25 protein-coding genes and 1 pseudogene are annotated in these 22,886 nt (G+C 58.5%); 10 read left to right on the forward strand and 16 right to left on the reverse strand.

All coding sequences use genetic code 11. From position 1 onward, the window contains the following. Positions 1 to 41: 41 nt before the first annotated feature. Both MOQ67_RS31340 and MOQ67_RS31345 read right to left on the reverse strand, forming a co-directional pair. Positions 42 to 191, reverse strand: a complete 150-nt coding sequence (locus MOQ67_RS31340; RefSeq protein ID WP_448675970.1) for a hypothetical protein — start codon at positions 189 to 191, stop codon at positions 42 to 44. A gap of 123 nt (positions 192 to 314) precedes the next feature. Further along, a complete protein-coding gene (locus tag MOQ67_RS31345) occupies positions 315 to 1,244 on the reverse strand; it encodes a recombinase family protein (RefSeq protein WP_003150544.1) in 930 nt (309 codons plus the stop codon). A 99-nt stretch (positions 1,245 to 1,343) separates the two neighbouring features. On the opposite strand from MOQ67_RS31345, the pseudogene MOQ67_RS31350 reads away from it, so the two are divergent. The 5 genes and pseudogenes from MOQ67_RS31350 to MOQ67_RS31370 form a co-directional block, all read left to right on the forward strand. Further along, positions 1,344 to 1,409: pseudogene (locus tag MOQ67_RS31350) on the forward strand (hypothetical protein); the annotation flags it as partial. A gap of 74 nt (positions 1,410 to 1,483) precedes the next feature. Then, positions 1,484 to 3,163, forward strand: coding sequence for a Mu transposase C-terminal domain-containing protein (locus MOQ67_RS31355; RefSeq protein WP_172691858.1), 1,680 nt, complete (start codon positions 1,484 to 1,486; stop codon positions 3,161 to 3,163). 2 nt (positions 3,164 to 3,165) lie between these two features. After that, positions 3,166 to 4,074, forward strand: coding sequence for a TniB family NTP-binding protein (locus MOQ67_RS31360; protein WP_172691850.1), 909 nt, complete (start codon positions 3,166 to 3,168; stop codon positions 4,072 to 4,074). Beyond that, positions 4,071 to 5,288 (forward strand): TniQ family protein, encoded by a 1,218-nt coding sequence (locus MOQ67_RS31365; RefSeq protein ID WP_006122485.1) that lies wholly within the window; start codon positions 4,071 to 4,073, stop codon positions 5,286 to 5,288. The genes MOQ67_RS31360 and MOQ67_RS31365 overlap by 4 nt, the downstream gene beginning before the upstream one ends. A 61-nt stretch (positions 5,289 to 5,349) precedes the next feature. Then, positions 5,350 to 5,973, forward strand: a complete 624-nt coding sequence (locus MOQ67_RS31370; RefSeq protein WP_003155741.1) for a recombinase family protein — start codon at positions 5,350 to 5,352, stop codon at positions 5,971 to 5,973. Between the two features lie 180 nt (positions 5,974 to 6,153). Here MOQ67_RS31370 and MOQ67_RS31375 read toward each other — a convergent pair whose 3' ends face one another. The 3 genes from MOQ67_RS31375 to MOQ67_RS31385 all read right to left on the reverse strand — a co-directional run bounded on the left by MOQ67_RS31375 (position 6,154) and on the right by MOQ67_RS31385 (position 7,964). After that, the gene (locus MOQ67_RS31375) at positions 6,154 to 6,954 is read right to left on the reverse strand and encodes a subclass B1 metallo-beta-lactamase VIM-2 (protein WP_003108247.1); all 801 of its coding nucleotides are present in this window, start codon (positions 6,952 to 6,954) and stop codon (positions 6,154 to 6,156) included. 90 nt (positions 6,955 to 7,044) lie between these two features. Further along, positions 7,045 to 7,599 carry an AAC(6')-Ib family aminoglycoside 6'-N-acetyltransferase gene (gene aac(6')-Ib, locus MOQ67_RS31380; protein WP_071984682.1) on the reverse strand — a complete coding sequence of 185 codons (555 nt, stop codon included), beginning with the start codon at positions 7,597 to 7,599 and terminating at the stop codon, positions 7,045 to 7,047. A 128-nt stretch (positions 7,600 to 7,727) separates the two neighbouring features. Further along, positions 7,728 to 7,964 (reverse strand): trimethoprim-resistant dihydrofolate reductase DfrB1, encoded by a 237-nt coding sequence (locus tag MOQ67_RS31385; RefSeq protein ID WP_063844476.1) that lies wholly within the window; start codon positions 7,962 to 7,964, stop codon positions 7,728 to 7,730. A 206-nt stretch (positions 7,965 to 8,170) separates the two neighbouring features. Between MOQ67_RS31385 and intI1 the strand changes: the two genes are divergently transcribed. From intI1 to MOQ67_RS31405, 4 genes are all read left to right on the forward strand, one after another. Then, positions 8,171 to 9,184 carry a class 1 integron integrase IntI1 gene (gene intI1 / locus MOQ67_RS31390; RefSeq protein WP_000845048.1) on the forward strand — a complete coding sequence of 338 codons (1,014 nt, stop codon included), beginning with the start codon at positions 8,171 to 8,173 and terminating at the stop codon, positions 9,182 to 9,184. 310 nt (positions 9,185 to 9,494) lie between these two features. Continuing rightward, the gene (locus tag MOQ67_RS31395) at positions 9,495 to 9,734 is read left to right on the forward strand and encodes a ribbon-helix-helix domain-containing protein (protein WP_003089107.1); all 240 of its coding nucleotides are present in this window, start codon (positions 9,495 to 9,497) and stop codon (positions 9,732 to 9,734) included. After that, complete coding sequence (locus MOQ67_RS31400) at positions 9,734 to 10,144, forward strand: putative toxin-antitoxin system toxin component, PIN family (protein ID WP_003150546.1); 411 nt, start codon at positions 9,734 to 9,736, stop codon at positions 10,142 to 10,144. The genes MOQ67_RS31395 and MOQ67_RS31400 overlap by 1 nt, the downstream gene beginning before the upstream one ends. 3 nt (positions 10,145 to 10,147) lie before the next feature. Next, positions 10,148 to 13,141, forward strand: a complete 2,994-nt coding sequence (locus MOQ67_RS31405; protein ID WP_003299771.1) for a Tn3 family transposase — start codon at positions 10,148 to 10,150, stop codon at positions 13,139 to 13,141. Between the two features lie 12 nt (positions 13,142 to 13,153). On the opposite strand, the gene MOQ67_RS31410 is transcribed toward MOQ67_RS31405, so the two are convergent. Genes MOQ67_RS31410 through MOQ67_RS31420 form a run of 3 tightly spaced genes read right to left on the reverse strand, consistent with a single transcriptional unit; the run spans position 13,154 to position 14,012 of the window. Continuing rightward, complete coding sequence (locus MOQ67_RS31410; RefSeq protein ID WP_003089113.1) at positions 13,154 to 13,366, reverse strand: GDCCVxC domain-containing (seleno)protein; 213 nt, start codon at positions 13,364 to 13,366, stop codon at positions 13,154 to 13,156. Between the two features lie 7 nt (positions 13,367 to 13,373). After that, entirely contained in the window at positions 13,374 to 13,649 is a 276-nt protein-coding gene (merP, locus tag MOQ67_RS31415; RefSeq protein ID WP_003150552.1) for a mercury resistance system periplasmic binding protein MerP, read from the reverse strand. Positions 13,650 to 13,661: 12 nt separating this feature from the next. Beyond that, on the reverse strand, positions 13,662 to 14,012 hold the full coding sequence (locus tag MOQ67_RS31420; RefSeq protein ID WP_003089115.1) for a mercuric transporter MerT family protein: 351 nt from the start codon (positions 14,010 to 14,012) through the stop codon (positions 13,662 to 13,664). A 74-nt stretch (positions 14,013 to 14,086) separates the two neighbouring features. Here MOQ67_RS31420 and merR point away from each other — a divergent pair, with 74 nt between their 5' ends. Then, positions 14,087 to 14,485 (forward strand): Hg(II)-responsive transcriptional regulator, encoded by a 399-nt coding sequence (merR, locus tag MOQ67_RS31425; RefSeq protein ID WP_003089120.1) that lies wholly within the window; start codon positions 14,087 to 14,089, stop codon positions 14,483 to 14,485. Here the strand turns inward: merR and MOQ67_RS31430 are convergent. The 8 genes from MOQ67_RS31430 to MOQ67_RS31465 all read right to left on the reverse strand — a co-directional run bounded on the left by MOQ67_RS31430 (position 14,475) and on the right by MOQ67_RS31465 (position 21,862). Then, positions 14,475 to 14,834: a hypothetical protein gene (locus MOQ67_RS31430; protein WP_172691852.1), complete on the reverse strand. Its 360-nt coding sequence runs from the start codon at positions 14,832 to 14,834 to the stop codon at positions 14,475 to 14,477. The two genes, merR and MOQ67_RS31430, sit on opposite strands and share 11 nt — an antisense overlap. A 144-nt stretch (positions 14,835 to 14,978) precedes the next feature. After that, a complete protein-coding gene (locus MOQ67_RS31435) occupies positions 14,979 to 15,338 on the reverse strand; it encodes a histone-like nucleoid-structuring protein, MvaT/MvaU family (protein ID WP_016974335.1) in 360 nt (119 codons plus the stop codon). 187 nt (positions 15,339 to 15,525) lie between these two features. Further along, positions 15,526 to 16,152 (reverse strand): hypothetical protein, encoded by a 627-nt coding sequence (locus MOQ67_RS31440; protein WP_172691853.1) that lies wholly within the window; start codon positions 16,150 to 16,152, stop codon positions 15,526 to 15,528. A 65-nt stretch (positions 16,153 to 16,217) separates the two neighbouring features. Further along, on the reverse strand, positions 16,218 to 17,201 hold the full coding sequence (locus MOQ67_RS31445; protein WP_172691854.1) for a ParB/RepB/Spo0J family partition protein: 984 nt from the start codon (positions 17,199 to 17,201) through the stop codon (positions 16,218 to 16,220). 966 nt (positions 17,202 to 18,167) lie between these two features. Beyond that, entirely contained in the window at positions 18,168 to 18,473 is a 306-nt protein-coding gene (locus MOQ67_RS31450; protein ID WP_011600727.1) for a hypothetical protein, read from the reverse strand. A gap of 394 nt (positions 18,474 to 18,867) precedes the next feature. Beyond that, positions 18,868 to 19,884 (reverse strand): ParB/RepB/Spo0J family partition protein, encoded by a 1,017-nt coding sequence (locus tag MOQ67_RS31455; RefSeq protein ID WP_172691855.1) that lies wholly within the window; start codon positions 19,882 to 19,884, stop codon positions 18,868 to 18,870. 155 nt (positions 19,885 to 20,039) lie between these two features. Next, positions 20,040 to 21,173 (reverse strand): ParA family protein, encoded by a 1,134-nt coding sequence (locus MOQ67_RS31460; RefSeq protein WP_011600725.1) that lies wholly within the window; start codon positions 21,171 to 21,173, stop codon positions 20,040 to 20,042. Between the two features lie 209 nt (positions 21,174 to 21,382). After that, on the reverse strand, positions 21,383 to 21,862 hold the full coding sequence (locus tag MOQ67_RS31465) for a hypothetical protein (protein WP_011154371.1): 480 nt from the start codon (positions 21,860 to 21,862) through the stop codon (positions 21,383 to 21,385). Positions 21,863 to 22,886: the final 1,024 nt, after the last annotated feature.

The following is a 22,886-nucleotide window of genomic DNA, read 5'->3' on the forward strand; positions in this document are numbered from 1 at the left end:
GGGATGATGGGCGCTCCGCAAAGAGCGCCCGAGTAACCAATTTATTCGCTGGCCTGGCCGAAAGAGGTGCCTCGGATATTGTTGGCCTCGTCGCAGATCCGAGCCACCTCCAGCATCGCTTTCAGCGCTCGCTCCTCCGTCTCCCTCGTGGCGAATGCAATCATGAACCCATGCAGCAGGCCGGCGAGCATTGCACCACTGTCCGCAACGTTACGGTTCCCTGCCACGGCGGAAAATTGCTCCAGGAGGGGAGCAGGTGCCTTCAGAAGAAATTGGGGTTTGGGGAGCAATGGAACCAAAAACCAACGTAAGCCCTACCAACGCTTTTCGGTGTCTTCTTCCCAGGCGCCCATCTCGACAAAACAGTTGCGCATGTCGGCCTCCTGGCTGATCTCGGTCAGCAGGTCATGCACGCTCTTGTCCAGCTCATCGTCGCTCCGATACGGAATGGTCAACTCATAGTGGCCGGCATCCAGCCGCTTCATGCCATAGGGCTCCAGGCAGTAGCGCTCAATGTTCTCCGTGGCCCGCTTCCGGCCGCGCACGAACTTGCTGTTATTCACCACCGCGAGGCGCAGGGTGACGGTGGCCACCCGCTCGGCGGCGGGCGGCTCTGCCGGCGACGCGGCCGAAGGCTGCTGGTCGCGTGACCTGGCGCTCTTCTGGTACGCGCCGATCTCGACACCACGGTGGCGCAGGTAGCTGTACAGCGTGCTCTTGGAGATGTGCAGCTTCTCGCCGATCGCGCTGACGCTCAGGCGACCTTCGCGGTAGAGGGTTTCGGCCGCCATGGCGGTGGCCTCAGCCTTGGCTGGCAGGCCCTTGGGACGGCCACCGATCCGGCCACGCGCCCGTGCGGCCGACAGACCCGCCTGAGTCCGCTCGCGGATCAGCTCGCGCTCGAACTCCGCCAGCGAGGCGAACAGGTTGAACACCAGGCGGCCTTGGGCGTGGGTGGTGTCGATGGGGTCATTCAGGCTCTGTAAGCCGACCTTGCGCTCTGCCAGCTCGCCGACCAACTCGACCAGGTGCTTGAGGGAACGCCCAAGGCGATCCAGCTTCCAGATCACCACGGCATCACCCGGCCGCACGTTGGCCAGCAGTTTGTCCAACTCCGGCCGGGCGCTTTTCGCGCCGCTGGCGATGTCTTGGTAGATGCGTTCGCACCCGGCCTGTTTCAGGGCATCGACTTGTAGGTCGGCTTTCTGATCCCGAGTGCTCACTCGCGCATAACCGATCTTCATCAAAAGTACTGTTTACTCGACTACGTTAGTAATAGTTGAACTTTGATTAAGCGTACCAGTTATTTGAACCGTAGCGCGGGGAGCTTAACGAACCGAGCTGTCATTTTCAGAAGACGACTGCACCAGTTGATTGGGCGTAATGGCTGTTGTGCAGCCAGCTCCTGACAGTTCAATATCAGAAGTGATCTGCACCAATCTCGACTATGCTCAATACTCGTGTGCACCAAAGCGAGGTGAGCATGGCGACGGACACCCCACGGATTCCAGAACAAGGCGTGGCCACTCTGCCTGATGAGGCTTGGGAGCGTGCGCGCCGTCGTGCGGAGATCATCAGTCCGTTGGCGCAGTCGGAGACGGTCGGGCACGAAGCGGCCGATATGGCGGCTCAGGCGCTGGGCTTGTCTCGGCGCCAGGTATACGTTCTGATCCGGCGTGCCCGGCAAGGCAGCGGCCTCGTGACGGATCTGGTGCCCGGCCAGTCCGGTGGAGGTAAAGGTAAGGGGCGCTTGCCGGAACCGGTCGAGCGCGTCATCCACGAGCTACTGCAAAAGCGGTTCCTGACCAAGCAGAAGCGCAGCCTAGCGGCCTTTCACCGCGAAGTCACTCAGGTGTGCAAGGCTCAAAAACTGCGAGTGCCGGCGCGCAATACCGTGGCCTTACGGATCGCTAGCCTTGACCCGCGCAAGGTCATCCGCCGGCGGGAAGGCCAGGATGCCGCTCGTGACCTACAAGGTGTGGGCGGCGAGCCTCCTGCCGTGACCGCGCCGCTGGAGCAGGTGCAGATAGACCATACGGTCATCGACCTGATCGTGGTCGATGACCGCGACCGGCAACCTATTGGCCGCCCGTACCTGACCCTCGCCATCGACGTGTTCACCCGCTGCGTGCTCGGCATGGTCGTCACGCTGGAAGCGCCGTCTGCCGTTTCGGTTGGCCTGTGCCTCGTGCATGTCGCCTGCGACAAGCGCCCTTGGCTGGAAGGACTGAACGTGGAAATGGATTGGCAGATGAGCGGCAAGCCCTTGCTGCTCTACCTAGACAACGCGGCCGAGTTCAAGAGCGAGGCCCTGCGCCGGGGTTGCGAGCAGCATGGCATCCGGCTGGACTATCGCCCGCTGGGACAGCCGCACTATGGCGGCATCGTGGAACGGATCATCGGCACGGCGATGCAGATGATTCACGACGAACTGCCGGGAACGACCTTCTCCAACCCTGACCAGCGCGGCGACTACGATTCCGAAAACAAGGCCGCCCTGACGCTGCGCGAGCTAGAGCGCTGGCTCACATTGGCGGTCGGCACCTACCACGGTTCGGTGCACAACGGCCTGCTCCAACCGCCGGCCGCGCGCTGGGCCGAGGCCGTGGCGCGTGTCGGCGTACCGGCCGTCGTCACACGCGCTACTTCGTTCCTGGTCGATTTTCTGCCGATCCTCCGGCGCACGCTGACCCGCACCGGCTTTGTCATCGACCACATCCACTACTACGCCGATGCGCTCAAGCCGTGGATTGCGCGGCGTGAACGCTGGCCGTCCTTTCTGATCCGGCGCGATCCCCGCGACATCAGCCGTATCTGGGTGCTGGAGCCGGAGGGACAGCACTACCTGGAAATCCCGTACCGCACCCTGTCCCATCCGGCCGTCACGCTCTGGGAGCAGCGCCAGGCGCTGGCACGGCTACGGCAGCTCGGGCGCGAGCAGGTGGATGAATCGGCGCTGTTCCGCATGATCGGCCAGATGCGCGAGATCGTGTCCACCGCGCAGAAGGCCACGCGCAAGGCGCGGCGTGATGCGGATCGACGCCAGCACCTCAAGCTGTCGCCTCCACCCGTCAAGCCCACACCGCCGGACGCGGACAGCGCCGACTCGCAGGTTGGCAACCTGCCGCCAGCCAAACCGTTCGAGCAGATCGAGGAGTGGTAGCCGTGGACGAGTATCCCTGCATCGACCTATCTCACCTGCTTCCGGCGGCGCAGGGATTGGCAAGGCTGCCGGCCAGCGAGCGAATTCAGCGCCTTCGCGCCGACCGCTGGATCGGCTATCCACGCGCGGTCGAAGCGTTGAACCGGCTGGAGGCCTTGTATGCCTGGCCGAACAAGCAACGCATGCCCAACCTGCTGCTGATCGGCCCGACCAACAATGGCAAGTCGATGATCGTCGAGAAGTTCCGCCGCACCCACCCGGCCAGCTCCGACGCCGACCAGGAGCACATCCCGGTGTTGGTCGTGCAGATGCCGTCCGAGCCGTCCGTGATCCGCTTCTACGTCGCGCTGCTCGCCGCGATGGGCGCGCCGCTGCGCCCACGCCCACGGTTGCCGGAAATGGAGCAACTGGCTCTGGCACTGCTGCGCAAGGTCGGCGTGCGCATGCTGGTGATCGACGAGCTGCACAACGTGCTGGCCGGCAACAGCGTCAACCGCCGGGAATTCCTCAACCTGCTGCGCTTCCTCGGCAACGAACTGCGCATCCCGTTGGTTGGGGTAGGCACGCGCGACGCCTACCTAGCCATCCGCTCCGATGACCAGTTGGAAAATCGCTTCGAGCCGATGATGCTGCCGGTATGGGAGGCCAACGACGATTGCTGCTCACTGCTGGCCAGCTTCGCCGCTTCGCTCCCGCTGCGCCGGCCTTCCCCAATTGCCACGCTGGACATGGCTCGCTACCTGCTCACACGCAGCGAGGGCACCATAGGGGAACTGGCGCACTTGCTGATGGCGGCGGCCATCGTCGCCGTGGAGAGCGGCGAGGAAGCGATCAACCATCGCACACTCAGCATGGCCGTTTACACCGGACCCAGCGAGCGGCGGCGGCAATTCGAGCGGGAACTGATGTGAAGCCTGCGCCGCGCTGGCCGCTGCATCCCGCCCCGAAAGAAGGCGAGGCGCTGTCCTCATGGCTCAACCGCGTGGCCCTTTGCTATCACATGGAGGAGCCCGACCTGCTGGAGCACGATCTTGGTCACGGCCAGGTCGATGACCTGGACACCGCGCCACCACTCTCGCTGCTGGCGTTGCTTTCCCAGCGGAGCGGCATCGAGCTGGACCGGCTGCGCTGTATGAGTTTCGCCGGATGGGTGCCTTGGCTACTGGACAGCCTTGATGACCAGATTCCAGACGCCTTGGAAACCTATGCGTTTCAGCTCTCGGTGTTGCTGCCAAGACTCCGCCGTAAGACGCGATCCATCACGAGCTGGCGTGCCTGGCTGCCCAGCCAGCCGATAAACCGCGCCTGTCCGCTCTGCCTGAGCGATCCGGAGAACCAAGCCGTACTGCTCGCGTGGAAGCTGCCCCTGATGCTGAGCTGCCCGCTGCATGGCTGCTGGCTGGAATCCTATTGGGGCGTGCCAGGGCGGTTTCTCGGCTGGGAGAACGCCGACGCCGAACCGCGCACCGCCAGCGACGCGATTGCGGCGATGGACCAGCGTACCTGGCAGGCACTGACAACCGGTCACGTGGAGCTGCCGCGCCGACGCATCCACGCCGGATTGTGGTTTCGACTTCTTCGCACGCTGCTCGATGAGCTGAACACCCCGCTTTCCGCGTGCGGAACCTGCGCGGGGTATCCCCGCCAAGTCTGGGAAGGCTGCGGGCATCCGCTGCGTGCTGGGCAAAGTCTGTGGCGACCGTATGAAACCCTGAATCCGATAGTACGGTTACAGATGCTGGAGGCGGCGGCAACGGCAATCAGCTTGATTGAGGTGAGGGACATCAGCCCGCCAGGCGAGCAGGCAAAGCTATTCTGGTCCGAGCCCCAAACCGGGTTCACCAGTGGCCTGCCGACGAAAGCGCCGAAGCCCGAGCCCATCAATCACTGGCAGCGTGCAGTCCAGGCCATCGACGAGGCCATCATTGAAGCGCGACACAACCCCGAGACGGCACGCTCGCTGTTCGCGTTGGCTTCCTATGGTCGGCGCGATCCCGCTTCCTTGGAACGGTTGCGCGCCACCTTCGTGAAGGAAGGCATCCCGCCGGAATTTCTGTCACATTACCTGCCTGATGCACCCTTTGCATGTCTTAAACAAAATGACGGGTTAAGTGACAAATTTTGACGGATAGAGCTTTCCGGCTCACACTGTCACATAATCGAACGTATACGTGACGGGTGAAAAGGTGCTGATCGGCTACATGCGGGTATCGAAGGCGGACGGATCCCAGTCCACCAATTTGCAACGCGATGCGCTCATCGCCGCTGGTGTGAGCCTTGCGCACCTTTACGAGGATCTGGCCTCGGGCAGGCGCGATGATCGCCCAGGGTTGGCTGCTTGCCTGAAGGCGCTTCGTGAAGGGGACACGCTGATCGTGTGGAAGCTCGATCGGCTTGGCCGTGATCTGCGCCACCTGATCAACACCGTGCACGACCTAACTGCGCGTAGCGTGGGCCTGAAGGTCCTGACCGGTCACGGTGCGGCGGTCGACACGACGACTGCCGCCGGCAAGCTTGTGTTCGGTATTTTTGCCGCGCTGGCCGAGTTCGAGCGTGAGTTGATTTCCGAGCGAACAGTCGCTGGACTTATCTCGGCGCGCGCTCGCGGCAGGAAAGGGGGGCGCCCCTTCAAGATGACCGCCGCCAAGCTACGCCTGGCGATGGCCAGCATGGGGCAACCGGAAACCAAGGTGGGCGATCTCTGCGAAGAACTCGGGATTACCCGGCAGACGCTCTACCGGCACGTGTCGCCCAAGGGCGAACTGCGGCCAGACGGCGTAAAGCTGCTCTCCCTCGGTTCAGCCGCATAAATGGAGGCGACCTGGAACGGGGCGCTGTTCAGTGCGGCAACGATCCGATTACCGGTGTCGACCCAGAGCAGCCGTAGAGCTTTTGGGAAAGCTGTCGTTCAACGCCGAAGTTCAGCCGCCAGAACGGAGCGCAGCGGAGTGATGGTCGGCTGCAACTTCATGTTATGCCGCATCTGCCTGCTACTCAACGACTGAGCGATTTGTGTGCGCTTTTACAACATTCGTTGTGTGCTTGAGCAAGTCTAGACCGCCCGGCAGGCCGTGCCCCGGAATGACGAACTGTGCTTCCGGGTAGTGTTGTTGAATCCGCTCAATGGAGGTGGGCCATTCAGCCAGATCGGCATCGGCCACGTTCCCCGCAGACGTGCGTGACAACTCATAAATCGCACAACCACCATAGAGCACACTCGCAGACGGGACGTACACAACTAAGTTGTCGGTCGAATGCGCAGCACCAGGATAGAAGAGTTCTACTGGACCGAAGCGCACTGCGTCCCCGCTCGATGAGAGTCCTTCTAGAGAGTGCGTGGGAATCTCGTTCCCCTCTACCTCGGCTAGCCGGCGTGTCGACGGTGATGCGTACGTTGCCACCCCAGCCGCCCGAAGGACATCAACGCCGCCGACGCGGTCGTCATGAAAGTGCGTGGAGACTGCACGCGTTACAGGAAGTCCAATTTGCTTCTCAATCTCCGCGAGAAGTGCCGCTGTGTTTTTCGCACCCCACGCTGTATCAATCAAAAGCAACTCATCACCATCACGGACAATGAGACCATTGGACGGGTAGACTGCGCCATCAAACGACTGCGTTGCGATATGCGACCAAACACCATCGGCAATCTGGTAAAGCCGGACCTCCCCGACCGGAATTTCGCTGACTGTCGGATACTCACCGCTAGAATCTACGGAAAAAGCGAGCGGACTCGCAATAGCCATGATAGACGCGGTCAAATAGACCAATAACTTACTCAAAAGTTTGAACATCAAAACTCCATGGGGGTGAGTGCGGCATAACGTTTGACATGAGGGGCGACCAAGGGCGCCAGCCCTTGGACGTCCCCCTCGATGGAAGGGTTAGGCATCACTGCGTGTTCGCTCGAATGCCTGGCGTGTTTGAACCATGTACACGGCTGGACCATCTGGGGTGGTTACGGTACCTTGCCTCTCAAACCCCGCTTTCTCGTAGCATCGGATCGCTCGCAAGTTGCTCGGCGACGGGTCCGTTTGGATCTTGGTGACCTCGGGATCATTGAACAGCAACTCAACCAGTGCTCGAACCAGCTTGGTTCCCAAGCCTTTGCCCAGTTGTGATGCATTCGCCAGTGACTGGTCTATTCCGCGTACTCCTGGATCGGTTTCTTCTTCCCACCATCCGTCCCCGCTTCCAAGAGCAACGTACGACTGGGCATACCCAATCGGCTCTCCATTCAGCATTGCAATGTATGGAGTGACGGACTCTTGCGCTAAAACGCTTGGCAAGTACCGTTCCTGTACGTCAGCAAGTGTCGGGCGTGCTTCTTCTCCGCCCCACCACTCGACGATATGAGATCGATTTAGCCACTCATAGAGCATCGCAAGGTCATGCTCAGTCATGAGGCGCAGTGTGACGGAATCGTTGCTGTTGGTCACGATGCTGTACTTTGTGATGCCTAACGAATTAGCTCAGCGGGCGGCGAAGCCGTCCGCTGGAGCGACAAGTTGGGCTGTAGTCGGTGATGCCCGGTTTGACCGTTGAGCGGCGCACTTCAACCTTGAACTCAGTTGATGCGCTCAAGCGCCGCAACAGGATAAATCTGTACTGAGCCTGGGTGAGCCTCAGACTCGACGGCGTAGCCTTCGGGGGTCAAATTTGTGCAGTACCAGCCGACAATCTGACCTTGCCAGGCGGCGCCGGATTTCTTGCGCACGCGATCTCCTATACCAAACGTGGCGTTCGATGGGAATACAAAATTGCCAGCAACTGGATTACTGACTTCATTGCTACTTCGTTCCATTTCCGACCTTTCTTGTGAACTTCTAGGTGTTCTATGTGGCCCGACGACACGCTGCATTGGTCACGCCCAACTTTGTTTTAGGGCGACTGCCCTGCTGCGTAACATCGTTGCTGCTCCATAACATCAAACATCGACCCACGGCGTAACGCGCTTGCTGCTTGGATGCCCGAGGCATAGACTGTACAAAAAAACAGTCATAACAAGCCATGAAAACCGCCACTGCGCCGTTACCACCGCTGCGTTCGGTCAAGGTTCTGGACCAGTTGCGTGAGCGCATACGCTACTTGCATTACAGCTTACGAACCGAACAGGCTTATGTCCACTGGGTTCGTGCCTTCATCCGTTTCCACGGTGTGCGTCACCCGGCAACCTTGGGCAGCAGCGAAGTCGAGGCATTTCTGTCCTGGCTGGCGAACGAGCGCAAGGTTTCGGTCTCCACGCATCGTCAGGCATTGGCGGCCTTGCTGTTCTTCTACGGCAAGGTGCTGTGCACGGATCTGCCCTGGCTTCAGGAGATCGGAAGACCTCGGCCGTCGCGGCGCTTGCCGGTGGTGCTGACCCCGGATGAAGTGGTTCGCATCCTCGGTTTTCTGGAAGGCGAGCATCGTTTGTTCGCCCAGCTTCTGTATGGAACGGGCATGCGGATCAGTGAGGGTTTGCAACTGCGGGTCAAGGATCTGGATTTCGATCACGGCACGATCATCGTGCGGGAGGGCAAGGGCTCCAAGGATCGGGCCTTGATGTTACCCGAGAGCTTGGCACCCAGCCTGCGCGAGCAGCTGTCGCGTGCACGGGCATGGTGGCTGAAGGACCAGGCCGAGGGCCGCAGCGGCGTTGCGCTTCCCGACGCCCTTGAGCGGAAGTATCCGCGCGCCGGGCATTCCTGGCCGTGGTTCTGGGTTTTTGCGCAGCACACGCATTCGACCGATCCACGGAGCGGTGTCGTGCGTCGCCATCACATGTATGACCAGACCTTTCAGCGCGCCTTCAAACGTGCCGTAGAACAAGCAGGCATCACGAAGCCCGCCACACCGCACACCCTCCGCCACTCGTTCGCGACGGCCTTGCTCCGCAGCGGTTACGACATTCGAACCGTGCAGGATCTGCTCGGCCATTCCGACGTCTCTACGACGATGATTTACACGCATGTGCTGAAAGTTGGCGGTGCCGGAGTGCGCTCACCGCTTGATGCGCTGCCGCCCCTCACTAGTGAGAGGTAGGGCAGCGCAAGTCAATCCTGGCGGATTCACTACCCCTGCGCGAAGGCCATCGGTGCCGCATCGAACGGCCGGTTGCGGAAAGTCCTCCCTGCGTCCGCTGATGGCCGGCAGCAGCCCGTCGTTGCCTGATGGATCCAACCCCTCCGCTGCTATAGTGCAGTCGGCTTCTGACGTTCAGTGCAGCCGTCTTCTGAAAACGACACGAGCCATTCCTCGATAGAGTTCGGCAAAACCTTCGTTTTGTCGAACCATTGCATCGCCCTTTGTGATTGGCGTATAAACACACAAACACCTATTAGCGGAGAACGCTATGAATACCATTCGCTGGAATGTCGCCGTCTCGGCCGACACCGACCAGTCGCTTCGGATGTTTCTGGCCAGCCAGGGCGGCGGCCGTAAGGGCGACCTGTCGCGCTTCATCGAAGAAGCGGTACGGGCACACATCCTGGAGCTGAGCGCTGAGCAGGCCAAGGCCGCTAACGCCCATCTGAGTGAGGCAGAATTGACCAACGCGGTTGACGAAGCGCTCGACTGGGCACGTAAGCGCTGATGCGGGTCGTGTTGGATACCAACATCCTGTTCAGCGCCCTGATCTCGCCACATGGCGCGCCCGATGCGATCTACCGTGCCTGGCGGGCGGCGCGTTTCGAGGTGGTGACCTCGCGGATGCAACTCGATGAAATTCGTCGAGCCAGCCGCTATCCCAAGCTTCAGGCCATCCTACAGCCCGCCAAGGTGGGCGCCATGATCAATAACCTGCAACGGGCTGTGGTACTGGAGCGCCTGACCATCGAGGTCGAAGCCGATGATCCGGATGACTCGTTTTTGCTGGCCATGGCCTTGGCGGGCGATGCGGACTACCTGGTAACCGGTGATCGCCGCGCCGGCCTGCTGCAACGCGGGCACATCGAACGCACGCGGATCGTCACGCCCGCCGTGTTCTGCGTCGAGGTGCTGTGATCAATGCCGGTCGGTTTTCTGACTCAAGAGCAACGCGACGGTTTTGGCCGCTATGTTGATTCGCCCAGCCGTGAAGAGCTGGAACGTTACTTCCACCTGAGCGATGAAGACCGTGAAGCCATCCAGGTGCTGCGGGGTAACCATAACCGTCTGGGTTATGCCGTTCTGCTGACCACCGTCCGCTTCGTTGGCGTTCTGCCGGACAAGCCCGCCGCCGTGCCGGTGGAAGTCCTGCAGGTGCTTTGCCGACAACTGGCGATTCCAGACCCCGACTGCCTCCAGCGCTATAGCGATCATCGCCGCTGGATACATGCCACCGATATTCAGAACCGCTTTGGCTATCGTCATTTCACCGATCCGGGCATCGGCTTTCGCTTGAGCCGCTGGCTGTATGCCCTCTGCTGGACGGGCACCGACCGGCCGGGAGTGCTGTTTGAGCGAGCCACCTCGTGGCTGTTCACACAGAAAGTCCTCCTGCCTGGTGTGTCTCAACTAGAGCGCTTTATCGCCCAGTTGCGCAGTCGGGTCGAAGAACGCCTCTGGTTTACGCTGGGCCGCAGCGTGACTGAGGAACAGCGATTGCAACTGCAAGACTTGCTGACGGTGGCCGAAGGCAACCGCAGCTCCCGGCTGGATCAATTGCGCTCCGGCCCGGTCATGGTCAGTGGCCCCGCGTTGATTCGGGCACTGCGCCGGCTCGATGACGTGCGCGGCATCGGCATCACCTTGCCGGCGGCGGCGCACATCCCTCCCAGCCGTATCGCCGCCCTGGCCCGCTTCGCCAACACGGCCAAGGTCACCGCGATTAATCGGCTGCCGGCGTCGCGGCGGATGGCGACACTGGTGGCCTTCGCACTCTGCCTGGAGGCGACTGCGCACGACGACGCACTGGAAGTCCTGGAGGCCTTGCTGCGCGACCTGTTCAGCAACGCGGAGAAGGCCGACAAGAAAGCCCGCATGCGCAGCCTGAAAGACCTGGATCGGTCGGCCGCGACGCTCGCCGCCGCGTGCAAGGTCGTGCTGGACAGCTCGATCAGCGATGACAACGTGCGCGCCCGGCTGTTCAACGACCTGCCGAGGACCACCCTGGAAAAGGCCCTGGAAGAGGTCAACGCGCTGATCCGCCCGGTAGATGACGTCTATTTTCTTGCATTGGAAGCGCGCTACCGCAGCGTGCGCCGCTTCCTGCCCGACCTGCTCAAGCACATCCGCTTCGGCTTCAGCCCGGCCGGCAAGGGCGTGGCGGCTAGTCTGGAGTGGCTGCAACTGAACCTGCCGCGCCGGAAGCCAGAGGATGACGCGCCGCAGGAGATCGTGGCCAAGGCTTGGCAGAAGCACATCACCCGCGAAGATGGCTCCCTCGACATGGGTGCCTATGTGTTCTGCACGCTCGATGCGCTGCGCACGGCCCTGCGCCGCCGCGATGTCTTCGTCTCGCCCAGTTGGCGCTATGCCGACCCGCGCCTTGGCCTGCTCGACGGTGCCGAATGGCTGGCGGCGCGACCGATCATCTGCCGGTCACTGGGCCTGACCATCGACGCCAAAACCACCCTGGACGCCTTGTCCGTCGAGCTGGATGCAACCTGGCTGGCAGTAGCCGCGCGCCTGCCCGACAACCCGGCGATTCAACTGAGCGAGAACACCGAGGGCAAGACCGAACTGTCGCTCGGGGCGCTGGACAAGCTGGACGAGCCCTGCTCGTTGCTGCAACTGCGGGCGGCCGTGTCTGACCTGATGCCGCGTGTCGATCTGCCGGAAATCCTCTTGGAAATCGCCGCCCGCACTGGCTTTTCCGAGGCCTTCACCCATGTCTCCGAACGCAATGCACGCGCCGACAACCTGGTCACCAGCCTCTGCGCGGTGCTGTTGGGCGGGGCCTGCAACACCGGCCTGGAGCCCTTGATCCGCACCGACAACCCGGCGCTGCGCCGTGACCGGCTGTCCTGGGTCAGCCAGAATTATATCCGCGACGACACCCTGTCAGCGGCTAACGCCATCCTGGTCGGAGCGCAAAGCCAACTGGAACTGGCCCAAGTCTGGGGTGGCGGCGAGGTCGCCTCCGCCGATGGCATGCGCTTCGTCGTACCGGTGCGCACCGTGCATGCCGGCCCCAATCCGAAGTATTTCGGCACCGGCCGGGGTGTCACCTGGTACAACCTGATTTCCGACCAATTCTCCGGCCTCAACGCCATCACCGTGCCCGGCACGCTGCGCGACAGCCTGGTGTTGCTGGCGGTCGTGCTGGAACAGCAGACCGAGTTGCAGCCGACGCAAATCATGACCGACACCGGGGCCTACAGCGATGTGGTGTTCGGGCTCTTCCGCCTACTTGGCTACCACTTCAGTCCGCGGCTGGCCGATGTCGGCGGTACCCGCTTCTGGCGCACGCGCCCGGACGCGGACTACGGCAAGCTCAACGGGCTGGCCCGCCAGTCGGTCAAACTCGACCTGATCGCCGAGCACTGGGACGACCTGCTGCGCCTGGCCGGCTCGCTCAAACTCGGCCGGGTGCCGGCGACTGGCATCATGCGCACGCTGCAAACGGGAGATAGACCCACCCGGCTGGCCCAGGCGCTGGCCGAATTCGGGCGGATCGAAAAGACTCTGCACACGTTGACCTATATCGACGACGAGTCCAAGCGCCGCGCCACCCTGACCCAGTTGAACCGAGGCGAAGGCCGGCACAGCCTGGCCCGCGCCGTGTTCCACGGCAAACGCGGCGAGCTCCGCCAGCGCTACCGCGAAGGCCAGGAAGACCAGCTCGGTGCTCTGGGCCTGGTGGTGAACATCATCGTGCTGTGGAACACCCTCTACATGACGGCGGCCGTGGAACGGCTCAAGCAGCACGGCTATCCAGTGCTGGAAGAGGATTTGGCCCGGCTATCGCCGCTGATCTACGAGCACATCAACATGCTCGGGCGGTATTCCTTTGCGGTACCGGAAGAAGTTGCGCGCGGCGAGCTGCGGCCACTGCGTAATCCAGACGACGACCTGTGATCCCCCTAAACGCTATGAGCAACACCCAAGCTGCTGCTGGATCGGCGGGCACTTCACCGAGCCGAACGAACAGAAAACGCAGCAATCCCCTGGGTTGGGGCGCAGCAGCGCCTTGCAGTTGCTGCACTCGTAATAGAACTGGCAGGCGTCCGTGGGCATGGTTTCCGGCTTGGCGAAGCCGCAGCGCGGGCAAGTCAGCACGGACTCAAGGACAATGGCGCTCATCGTGACCTCACTTCTGCACTGTGGAGGGGTATCCCGCGTTCGCGGTCGCCTCAGTCAGTGCCTCGGGCTGGGCCTTATCGGGATCGTAGGTGACGGTCGCCGTCTTCTGGTCGAAATTGACCTGGACGTCACTCACGCCGGACACCTTCTCCAGCGACTTCTTGACCGTGATCGGACAGAGTCCGCACGTCATGTTCTGCACGTCGAGCGTGACGGTTTTCGGGGGAGCCGCCAGCGCCACGAAGGGCAAGGCGAAAAGCACGGCGATCAGCAGTTTGCGCATGGTTAATCTCCTTCAGTAGAACAGCGGGGCGAGCCACGGCACGGCCAATAGGCCGAGCAGCAGCACGCTGACGATCCAGAACACGAGTCGCTGTCGCACGAGCGTGCGCGGATCGGCGCAGGGTGTACCTGGCGTACAAACCTGTGGCACCAGGTAGAGCTTGCGGAATGCCAATCCCAGGAACAGTAGAGTCAACCCGATGAAGAGGGGGCGTAGTGGCTCCATCATGGTCAGAGCGCCCACCCACGTACCGCCGACACCGAGTGCCAACAGCACCAGTGGCCCGACACAGCACACCGACGCACCGATGGCGGTCAGCGAACTCGCGACCAGCGAGCCTTTCCCGGTGAGTTGCATCCCCATTCCCATCTCCTGAGCCTGATTGCCTAGGTGCTATTCTAAACTCCGTACCAAAGTACGGAATCAAGGAGAAAGTGATGGCCACAGAGCTGACCATTGGCAAGCTGGCAGACGCCGCCGGGGTGAACGTCGAGACGATCCGCTACTACCAGCGACGCGGGCTGCTGGATGAACCAGCCAAACCCTTGGGTGGCCATCGGCGCTATCCGGTGGACATGGTGAAGCGACTGCGTTTCATCAAGCGGGCTCAGGCGCTGGGTTTCACGCTCTCGGAAGTCGGTGGACTGCTGACGCTGGATGAGTCGTGCGCCTGTGCCGAAACGCGAGCACGGGCTGCACGCAAGCTCGCGTTGATCGAGCAGAAGATGGCCGACTTGGTCGTCATGCAGCAACTGTTAGGCGAACTGGTGCAGCAATGTGATGCGGGAGACGGCGGAACGATCTGCCCGATCATCGAGGCACTGATCAGAGAGTAATGCCTGGCGGGTGAGCTGGAGATCGGAAAGCCCCTTTACGGTGGGATTCAGAGCTTACGTTGGTTTTTGGTTCCATTGCTCCCCAAACCCCAAATTCCTGGCCGAGGGATTTTCCGATACTTGCCGCATGGACACACTGGTGAGCCAAGGCTTCTTCAGGCGACATCGGGGTACCGTCATGATGCTCGAATGACGCCTTTACATGGTTGCGACCGTGCATGCCGGCGGCGATGCTTTCAGCTCCCTGACGGATCTTCTCAACTGCAATACTGGCTATGCTGAAGTCCGTTTGCGCTTCATCCATAACCGCGGCCAACAGGCGTTCATCGACGTTTTCAGTGTTATCCATTTGATCCTCCGTTGATAGTTATTTACCTCCATTTCAAGTTCTCATTCAATTGAAAAAACCCAAGCTCCCGGCGACCAAACCGAGCTCACAAAAAAGGCCGGGATCACCGGCCTTTTATTCTGGAAGATCAGCGGAAGCGCAAACTCACTGGGTTCGCCATGTCTCGACTACATCAGCGCCATGCTCTTGCTTCCACTCCTTGAGCGTCTTGTGGTTGCCGCCCTTGGTCTCAACGAGCTCACCCGTATTGGGGTTGCGGTAGATCTTGACTGCTCGTTGCGCACGAGGTTTGCCAGGCTGATGGGTAATCTGCTTTCGATAGTCCGGGTCAAGAATCGCGATGATGTCACGCAGGCTCTTGCCATACTCAGACATCAAGGCCCGCAGCTTTTTCTCGAACTCCATCTCTTTCAAAAGGGCTTCATTTCCGCTCAGCTTCTCCAGTCGGTCCTGAAGCTCCTTGATGGCTTCCTCTGTGGCTCGGTACTCGGTGATGAGGGACATCTTGTCTCCTTGGTTTGGGTTTCATGGCCCTGAGCCGTGACGGGGCGCGCCAGGCTTGCTAGGGCTGCTGGTTAGATCATGCCTGCCGATGCAAGGAATGCATAGCCTGCAAGGTATCCGGCGCAAGGCCAGAAGGCGTAAAACTGGATATTGGCGAACAGTTTCTTGTTCATGGCGTCCAGGAGGGCTAAGCCTCCTCCTCCAAACGGTTGATTTCGGCAATTACGCCCTGGATGTTTTCGATCGCAATTTCGGCGGCTTTCCGGGCCTTGCCGAACAGTGATTCCTTTCCTTCAAGCAGGGAGTCGAGGCGGTTGTTCTCGCGCCGGAGCTGCTTAGCAATGGCATCAAAGTCTTCACCCTCGGGAGGTTTCTTGCCCTGGAGCTTGAGTTCCATGGCTTCGGACTGCTTTAACATCAGATCGCGAACAACGGTACGCTGAGTCGCGCTTTGCTCGTCGAAGCCATTGATGCTTTCGAAAACCTTCACGGCTGCTTTCACACTGGACAAGGCTTTGGTGCCTACTTCGGACTTCCCTGCCTTGGTTTGAGTGGCGGACTGTTGAGTGTTCACGCCAGGTGCAACATCGCTGCTCGAGGGAGCGCTGTTACCACCAGCCTGGACGCCGCCGGCCTCGGCTGACTTCTCTTCGATACAACCTTCAGTCATCTGATGAGAAACACTCGCCGCACCCTCCAGGGCCTCGTTCGTAGCATCTGCATCATCAGCGGAAGGGATGGACGCGGAGCCACCCTCGCCACCGAAGAGGTTCGGGCCAAAATCCATTACGGTGTCGTCCTGAGGTGTTTGCATGTGGGGTACTCCTTTTCTGTTCGGGCTTTAACCTATGAAATCACCCTTCCAGAAAATCCCAACCCTCACGTCTCCTCAGCATATCGGGCCTGCATTTTTGCCTTCACCCGATTCTCCAGCCTCTTTGCTACATCCACAACAAAGGCAAGGAACTGAAGATCGAGGCCTTCTTCAACCTCGTTCATGATGTCGTCGGCAACGCCCTCAGCTTCTCGACCAAATTGCATTCCGGCATCAGCCATTTCGAACAGTAGCTGAGCCGCTGGCTTTCTCTCCGAGGTATAGAAAACGTCCGACTCTTGCTCAATCGCGGCTATTTGGTTAGCCGGCGCATCCTGTGCTGAATCAGCATCTTCATCATCGTCAAGCGGCACCGGCGGAGGCAGGGAACCGTTTTTTTCTGAGGGCGGAAGTGGCTTATTGGACAATGCAGGTTTCGATCTGCCCTCCTCCCTCATGTCCTTCGCGGCCTTACGAATAGCCTTAGGCCCACGGCTACACAACTCTTGCTGTGCTTCTTTCCCCAGCTTAGCCACCTGTTCAGCTGCGGATACGCTCACTTCGCCGGACTTGACAGCATCCAGCAGCTCTTGGGCACCGTCCCGCACAACCTTGCACGCAGAAGACACAGAGCGCGGACTGATACCCAGGACTTTGGCTGCCTCCTCAATAGCCATTTTGGCGGCTTCCAGCTCCTGCCCGGCGGCCTTCTCCAGGTCAACAGTGATAGCGCTACTCCCGCGCAGTGAGGACAGCTCGGCAGCGATCAAAGCCCGTTGTGCCACGGTGAGCTGCCGTCGATAGAGGTTCAGAGAGAGGACATAACCCAGGGCATCATCTCCTGTGTATTCCTCTGTTCGGGGTTCGATCAGCAGATCCTTGCAAACGCGGTATCGGTTGCGCCCATCAAGGATCTTTCCTTCATGGAGAACGATCGGGGCACGCTGTCCGTTGGTATCGATATCTTCAAGCAGGGCTTCGTAGTCATCACCAATGATTAGCGGAAATAGCTGAGCGTAATCGTGAAACTCCAAATCATAGCTTTGCATAAGCAGCTTCTCGTTCCATGTTCATCTAGGAACGATAAGTCGAATACATACATAAATGACGCTTTTTCAGGTCGTTTTTGCGCCTGAATTTGCGATCATTTTGTTGACCTGTCGTCGATATTCACGCAAAAAAAACCCTGCCGTTTAAGCAGGGGTTGTGATCTACAGAAGCCCAGGACAATAAATCTAAATCAATATTAAATCTTCTCTTGAAGTTGGCTTATTAATTCCTCGAGAGCTTCTTGATCTGGTTTTGTGTCAACGAATCTAAGCGACTTGTCTGAAAGGACTTCCATGACACCCCATTTCAATTCATGTAAATCCTGGCCCGGCTCCGGTGGCGTCTCCCAGTAGGGAAAGCTTCTGACTACATGAGGCGGCATCTTTGTGATCATGGCTGAATCTCGGTATTTTCTGTCAAGGCAAAGGCTGCATGCTAATCAGTGTATAAATATACAGTTCTGCACCACTACACAAAAAACGGCGTCAAAAGTTCGTCATCTTTTCAGCTCGTAAACTGGTTGCAGAACGGCAACACCTATAAAAAAGTTGTCTCATAGCACAGCATAAGCTAGGGCCATGTCTACAGCAAACATTAGGCCATCACTGACCATTTAAGGCGTGATAAGTTTCATTAATTTGATGCTTTTTGAGTTTTTTGACCGCCGTAAGCTCGATCCCTTCCTACAGAAGGAAAGTGGGCTGGCTGTGGTGGAAGCATAGGTTATCGCGGAGATCTATGTAGATCATTTCCCGTCCGGAGCCTGGGACAGCTCGTGGACAGCCTCCCTTGGAGCTTCTGTGCTAGGCCTGCGGCTCTCGGCCTACTCTCCGCGCGTACGCAAGCAACCAGAGTAGCGAATGAGCTGAGCGGTCAATTGCGATTCGTGCAAAGGGATGCGCTTGTGAGCTTCCTGGATATCGATTTCAAGCGCCTCGACCTCAGAGCAGGGCATCGGCCTCGGTTCATTCACACTCACTCACTGACACCTTCGGCCTTAGCCAGCCTTGCCTGCGCACCTCCCCCATCGCCGCTTCCAGCTCAGGAATCGAGGAGATGTCGCAAGACACCGTTGGTTTTTTTCCTTTGCGGTCTGTGGGCAACTGCAATATGACCTGTTCAGGATCGCTTAGAGAGACCTGGAATTTTATGCTCGGGAGCCCGCTGAAGATGATGCTCGCCTTCGTTAGGTTCAACTCAGCTGAAGCCTGCCGCACCTCACCTTCGTGCTCATACGCCAGCGAGATACGGTGTTTGGTTGAATTGCTCATAGATAACCCCTGGCGCTTGGTCTGCGCAAATTTGCGTGACGCTTAATGCTTTGTTTTGAGCCCGCGCCTCGCCGCGGATGAACCGATCTTCGCTGCTCAACATGTGAATCCGCGCGGGGGCTGAACACTTCAGCCAGTGCTCTGAAATCACTGAAAACAGCTCGATACGGCTCAGGCCGAGCAAATGCTCAGGCTCAATCTTTGGCAGCTGTGCGAGAGCGGTGAATCGTGTCTGCGGTTGCACCACTCTGAGTTCTGGTTGCGCGACTGCGGTTGCCATATATCCCTATCTCGAAGTCTGAAAAACCATATTCTGTCATGGCACTTCGCCTTCGTGTTCACGTTTTCTAACCAGTTTCGCGTCTGAAATCATTCATTACAATATAATTGATAATCATTCGCTTGTGATTAGGGAGCGGTCTATGGCCTTCAAAAATTCCTCAAATTGTTCAGCCAGCCGCTTCGCGTCGACAGTTTTCTCGCATCGAAGCTCGACCTTTTTCCCATCTACGCGAACCTTGCCTATCCCACTGATTTCTTTTTCGGTGAACTTGCTCGGCGTTTTCTGCTGATCACGCGAGGCAACCTCCTTCGCTAACCACCGCAGAGCATGTTCCTGCGTCCATTGATGATCGCGCATAGAGGTAACTGCTTGCAGAAGCAACGCCGGCTCGGTACGACTGAATTCAATGAAGTCTTTTGCCCATTTCCCACCGATAAGCCCTGGATTCGTGTCGAGTATCGCTCGAACCTCCTCTGGCAGATCCATTAGGAGAAGGCATCTGCTAACTATCGAATGGTTGACCCCTACTCTGCGCGCCAGAGCACGAATCGAACTTTCTTCCCCAGCTCGCATAATCGCGGCATAGGAACGACCGCGCTCATACTCGGTTAGAGCTTCCTGTCCCTCGTTGTCGGTCAAGGCCAGGATCTTCGCCATTGCATCCGTAACGGAGCGAACATAGGCGGTGACGGTTTCTCTGCCCAGCAGCTTGTGAGCACGCCAACGACGCTCGCCGCCGATCAGCTCATACGCTCCTTCCCCTATAGGACGAACCGTCAACGGCTTTACCAGCCCAACAGAGGCGATCGAGTTCGCCAGATCCTCAATAGCAGCCTCGCTGAAGGTCAGGCGAGGCTGAAAGGGAGATACCCGAATCGACTCGACCTTTACTTCAGCGAGGACGCCGCTGTCACTTGCGGCAAGAGATTCATCGTTATGGCCTGGCGTTGGAGCTGCGACCGGGGTTGGAACTGGAGCGCTGTCCTCCTGTTCCGCCCGTTGCGCTGCGAGCATGTCTGCAACGGAAACCCTGAGATTCGGCTCAGCAATTTCCGCTGGCGGGCGAACCCCGGTGACCCAAAGAGGGGGGGTCTTTTTTTGACCTGGGTAATCCTCCGACTTGGCCATACTTCCTCCGAAACCTAGTGGTGGTGCTCCGAGCACCACTCATATTCTCAAGTTATAAGTGGTGCTCCGAGCACCACCATTTTCTGAATTCGCTGAGTGGTGCTCCGAGCACCACTCAAATCTAACGGCTCTGGTGCTCCGAGCACCACCTCAAATCACTGAGCGGCCAGATCGCGTATTCGTTTCAACGCCTCACCGAAAACACTGCGCATCGAGTCAATAGTCTTGGAAGAGGCACCTTTCCAGACCAGCAGGGGAACGCCTTGATCAAGCGCTTTACCGTAATCCTCGGAGTAATAGAGTTTTTCCTCAGATACCCGACCAGGGAAAAGATCGTTCAGGACGACCAGGTTGTTGAGGATGCGTTTGCGGTTGCGAATGAACATCGTAGGGATAGCGAGCACTCCTGGAGAGCGGCGATATGCTTTCGCAAATCGAACCATCCAGTCGTTTAGCCGCATCAGCGCCCTGAATGAAAACTTATCCATCCGTACAGGGCAGAGCACAAAGTCGCTGGCAACAATGGAGTTCTTGGTGAGCCTGGAGGCGGTAGGCGCGTTGTCGAACAGAATCACATCATAGGAGGAGATATCGACACCTGGGATTTCTCCGCTACGCGCCCGCTCAAGCCACCCTGCATACCAGAAGTCCATATTGTTTTCGGCATCGAGTGCCACGGCCAGGTCTTCCAGATATGCATCGGCAGGAATCAGGTGTGGCCCGTTCTCACCGAATGGCTTCTTGACGACTTCCTCGAAAGTCATCGGATCAAAGCATCTCACCCGGAGATCGGGACTCAGGAGGCTGCCAAAATGGCCGGCGACATAGCGATCGGCTGGTATTCCCATCGCCTCGAGATCTGATAGTGCGAGATCTGGATCGTAGCCAAACACGCTGGACGAATCGCCCTGAGGATCGTTATCAACGCAAAGCACCCTCAGACCTGCAAGCTGAAGGAATACCGCAAAGTTGACTGAGGTTGTCGTCTTTCCGGTACCGCCTTTCTGCACGAACGTTGAGATAACAATCTGCCGAGGCAGTCCCTTTGCGTAACCTTTCGCTCGGCGAAGCGCAGCGATGTCAAAAATATCGCGAAGCGTATAAGCCCTTGAGGTGACAGTTCCTCGCGGAACCCGGCGAATCTCGATGCCGTTTTCGTCTTCAATATCTTTGAGGCGACGGGTGGTAAGGCCGAAGCAGTCGGCCGCGAACTGGGGGGGATAGAGGAGGGCGTCGAAGTCGGTGTAGTTGACCGTTTCTTCTTCAAACTGCTCGCTTGACTGCTGCATGACAATCCCTGCATTTGCTGAATACAGGGGGATGATAATACGTAACGCCATATTTTCAAGGCTAAATCATGGTACGGGCCTTTTTTCCGCTGCTTATCCCGAACTGATTGCTAGGTATCCTGCCGATCAGTTCGGGTTTATGGCTGTTTTTTTTGGTTTGAAGCGAACTGGTTTTTGTATGGAAAGAGGAGGGCTGTTCTGTGATTTAGTTAGGCGTACTGTTTTTGAGCTTGGGTGCGTGCGCGTTTGAAGTCGGCGCTGATGTAATTGACTGTGAATTGGGTGTCCAGGGGATGCGATTCGACAACCACCTCGGTGGAGCCAGACAAGAAAGTCACGTTCTCAAAGCCAAGGCTGGATTCATCAGTGCTGATTTGCAGCTGGCTCCTCAAGCCATTCAGCACCTCCTCCAGGTGGAGCTTGTCAGCTTTTACCGTAGCGACATCCAGGACCCCTTCAGCGTTGAAGGCCAGCTGAATGTCAGTGACACCCTCGAGGTTGACCTCCCACTCTGAAAGGTTAAGTACCGGCCCGCCGGTGTAGGAAGTACCAATCTTGTCGATGATGGTGTAGTGCTGCTGGACGTCTACGATCGTCGTAACGCCTACAGCTAGGCTTACCGGCTCCGGCGCTATAGCAGCCATGCTGAGCAGATAAGCTGCGACGCCCGCGAAAGCGGCAGTATTCATTGGGTTCCTCCAGGTCGTGTTCGGTTGGGATCATTTTCTCCTCGCCGACCTGGTGGGTGTGCTGCTTTCGAACCGTATTGTCGTCGGAAAAACGGCCCTCGGATTCTGAGTCTGCTTTTGGCTTTGGATTTGGCCTTTGCTTCTCAACCTTCAGAAAATCAGCTTTCCAGTTTTAAAAGCCTTTTAATTGTTTTTCTCTTGTTGTTCTCTTGTTTTTAGAAGGCTGGAGCCCTTGTGCCACGGGGCCTCCAGAGGACTATCGACTACAAATTACGGCATTGCGACTACAGATTCCGGCTTTGCGACTATGGATTACGGCTGATGCGACTACAGATTCCGGCTGTGACGACTACAGATTCCGGCCGTTATCCACAGGCCAGATGAAGGCCCTGGGCTGCGTCTAACGACTACAGATTCCGGCTGTTGGGTTGTGCACGTAGCACGAGTTTGAGTTTTTATGGCTCGATTTCAAGCCATTTTGTGCTCTGAATTTGCCAGCCTGGCCTTTGCCTACGGCAAAAACTCCGTAAATCCTTGTTTTTAAATGATATTTATATTTATTCGCCGTTTCTTTGACGTTTCTCGATGTTTTGCCCCACTCCTGCGTGGAATCGCCAATAAATAGTCTTTCCTGTCCTCACCTGAGCCTATCGACTACAGATTACGGCTGCGATAGCAGCCATTTGCTCGATACGACTACAGATTACGGCTATGCCTGGACGGCCATTGCCCGTAGCAGTGCCACCCAATTCTTTGCTATCGACTACAGATTACGGCTGCGGATCGAAGGTGCCGCGCACCATCGACTACAGATTACGGCTGTTGTACGAGGTGGACGGAAGCCTATCGACTACAAATTACGGCTGCTATCTATCGACTACAGATTCATGCGACGCCGAGCCAAGTGAACAGGTGGTGATCTGCGGGGCCCGTGGTTACTGGGGTCGAGAGATTAACAAAATCCTGGGTATCGACTACAGGGGAAACTCTCTGTAGGGTTTCGTTACTAATCGTAGGGCCAGTT

The sequence above is a fragment of the Pseudomonas sp. LY-1 genome (genome assembly GCF_053502595.1).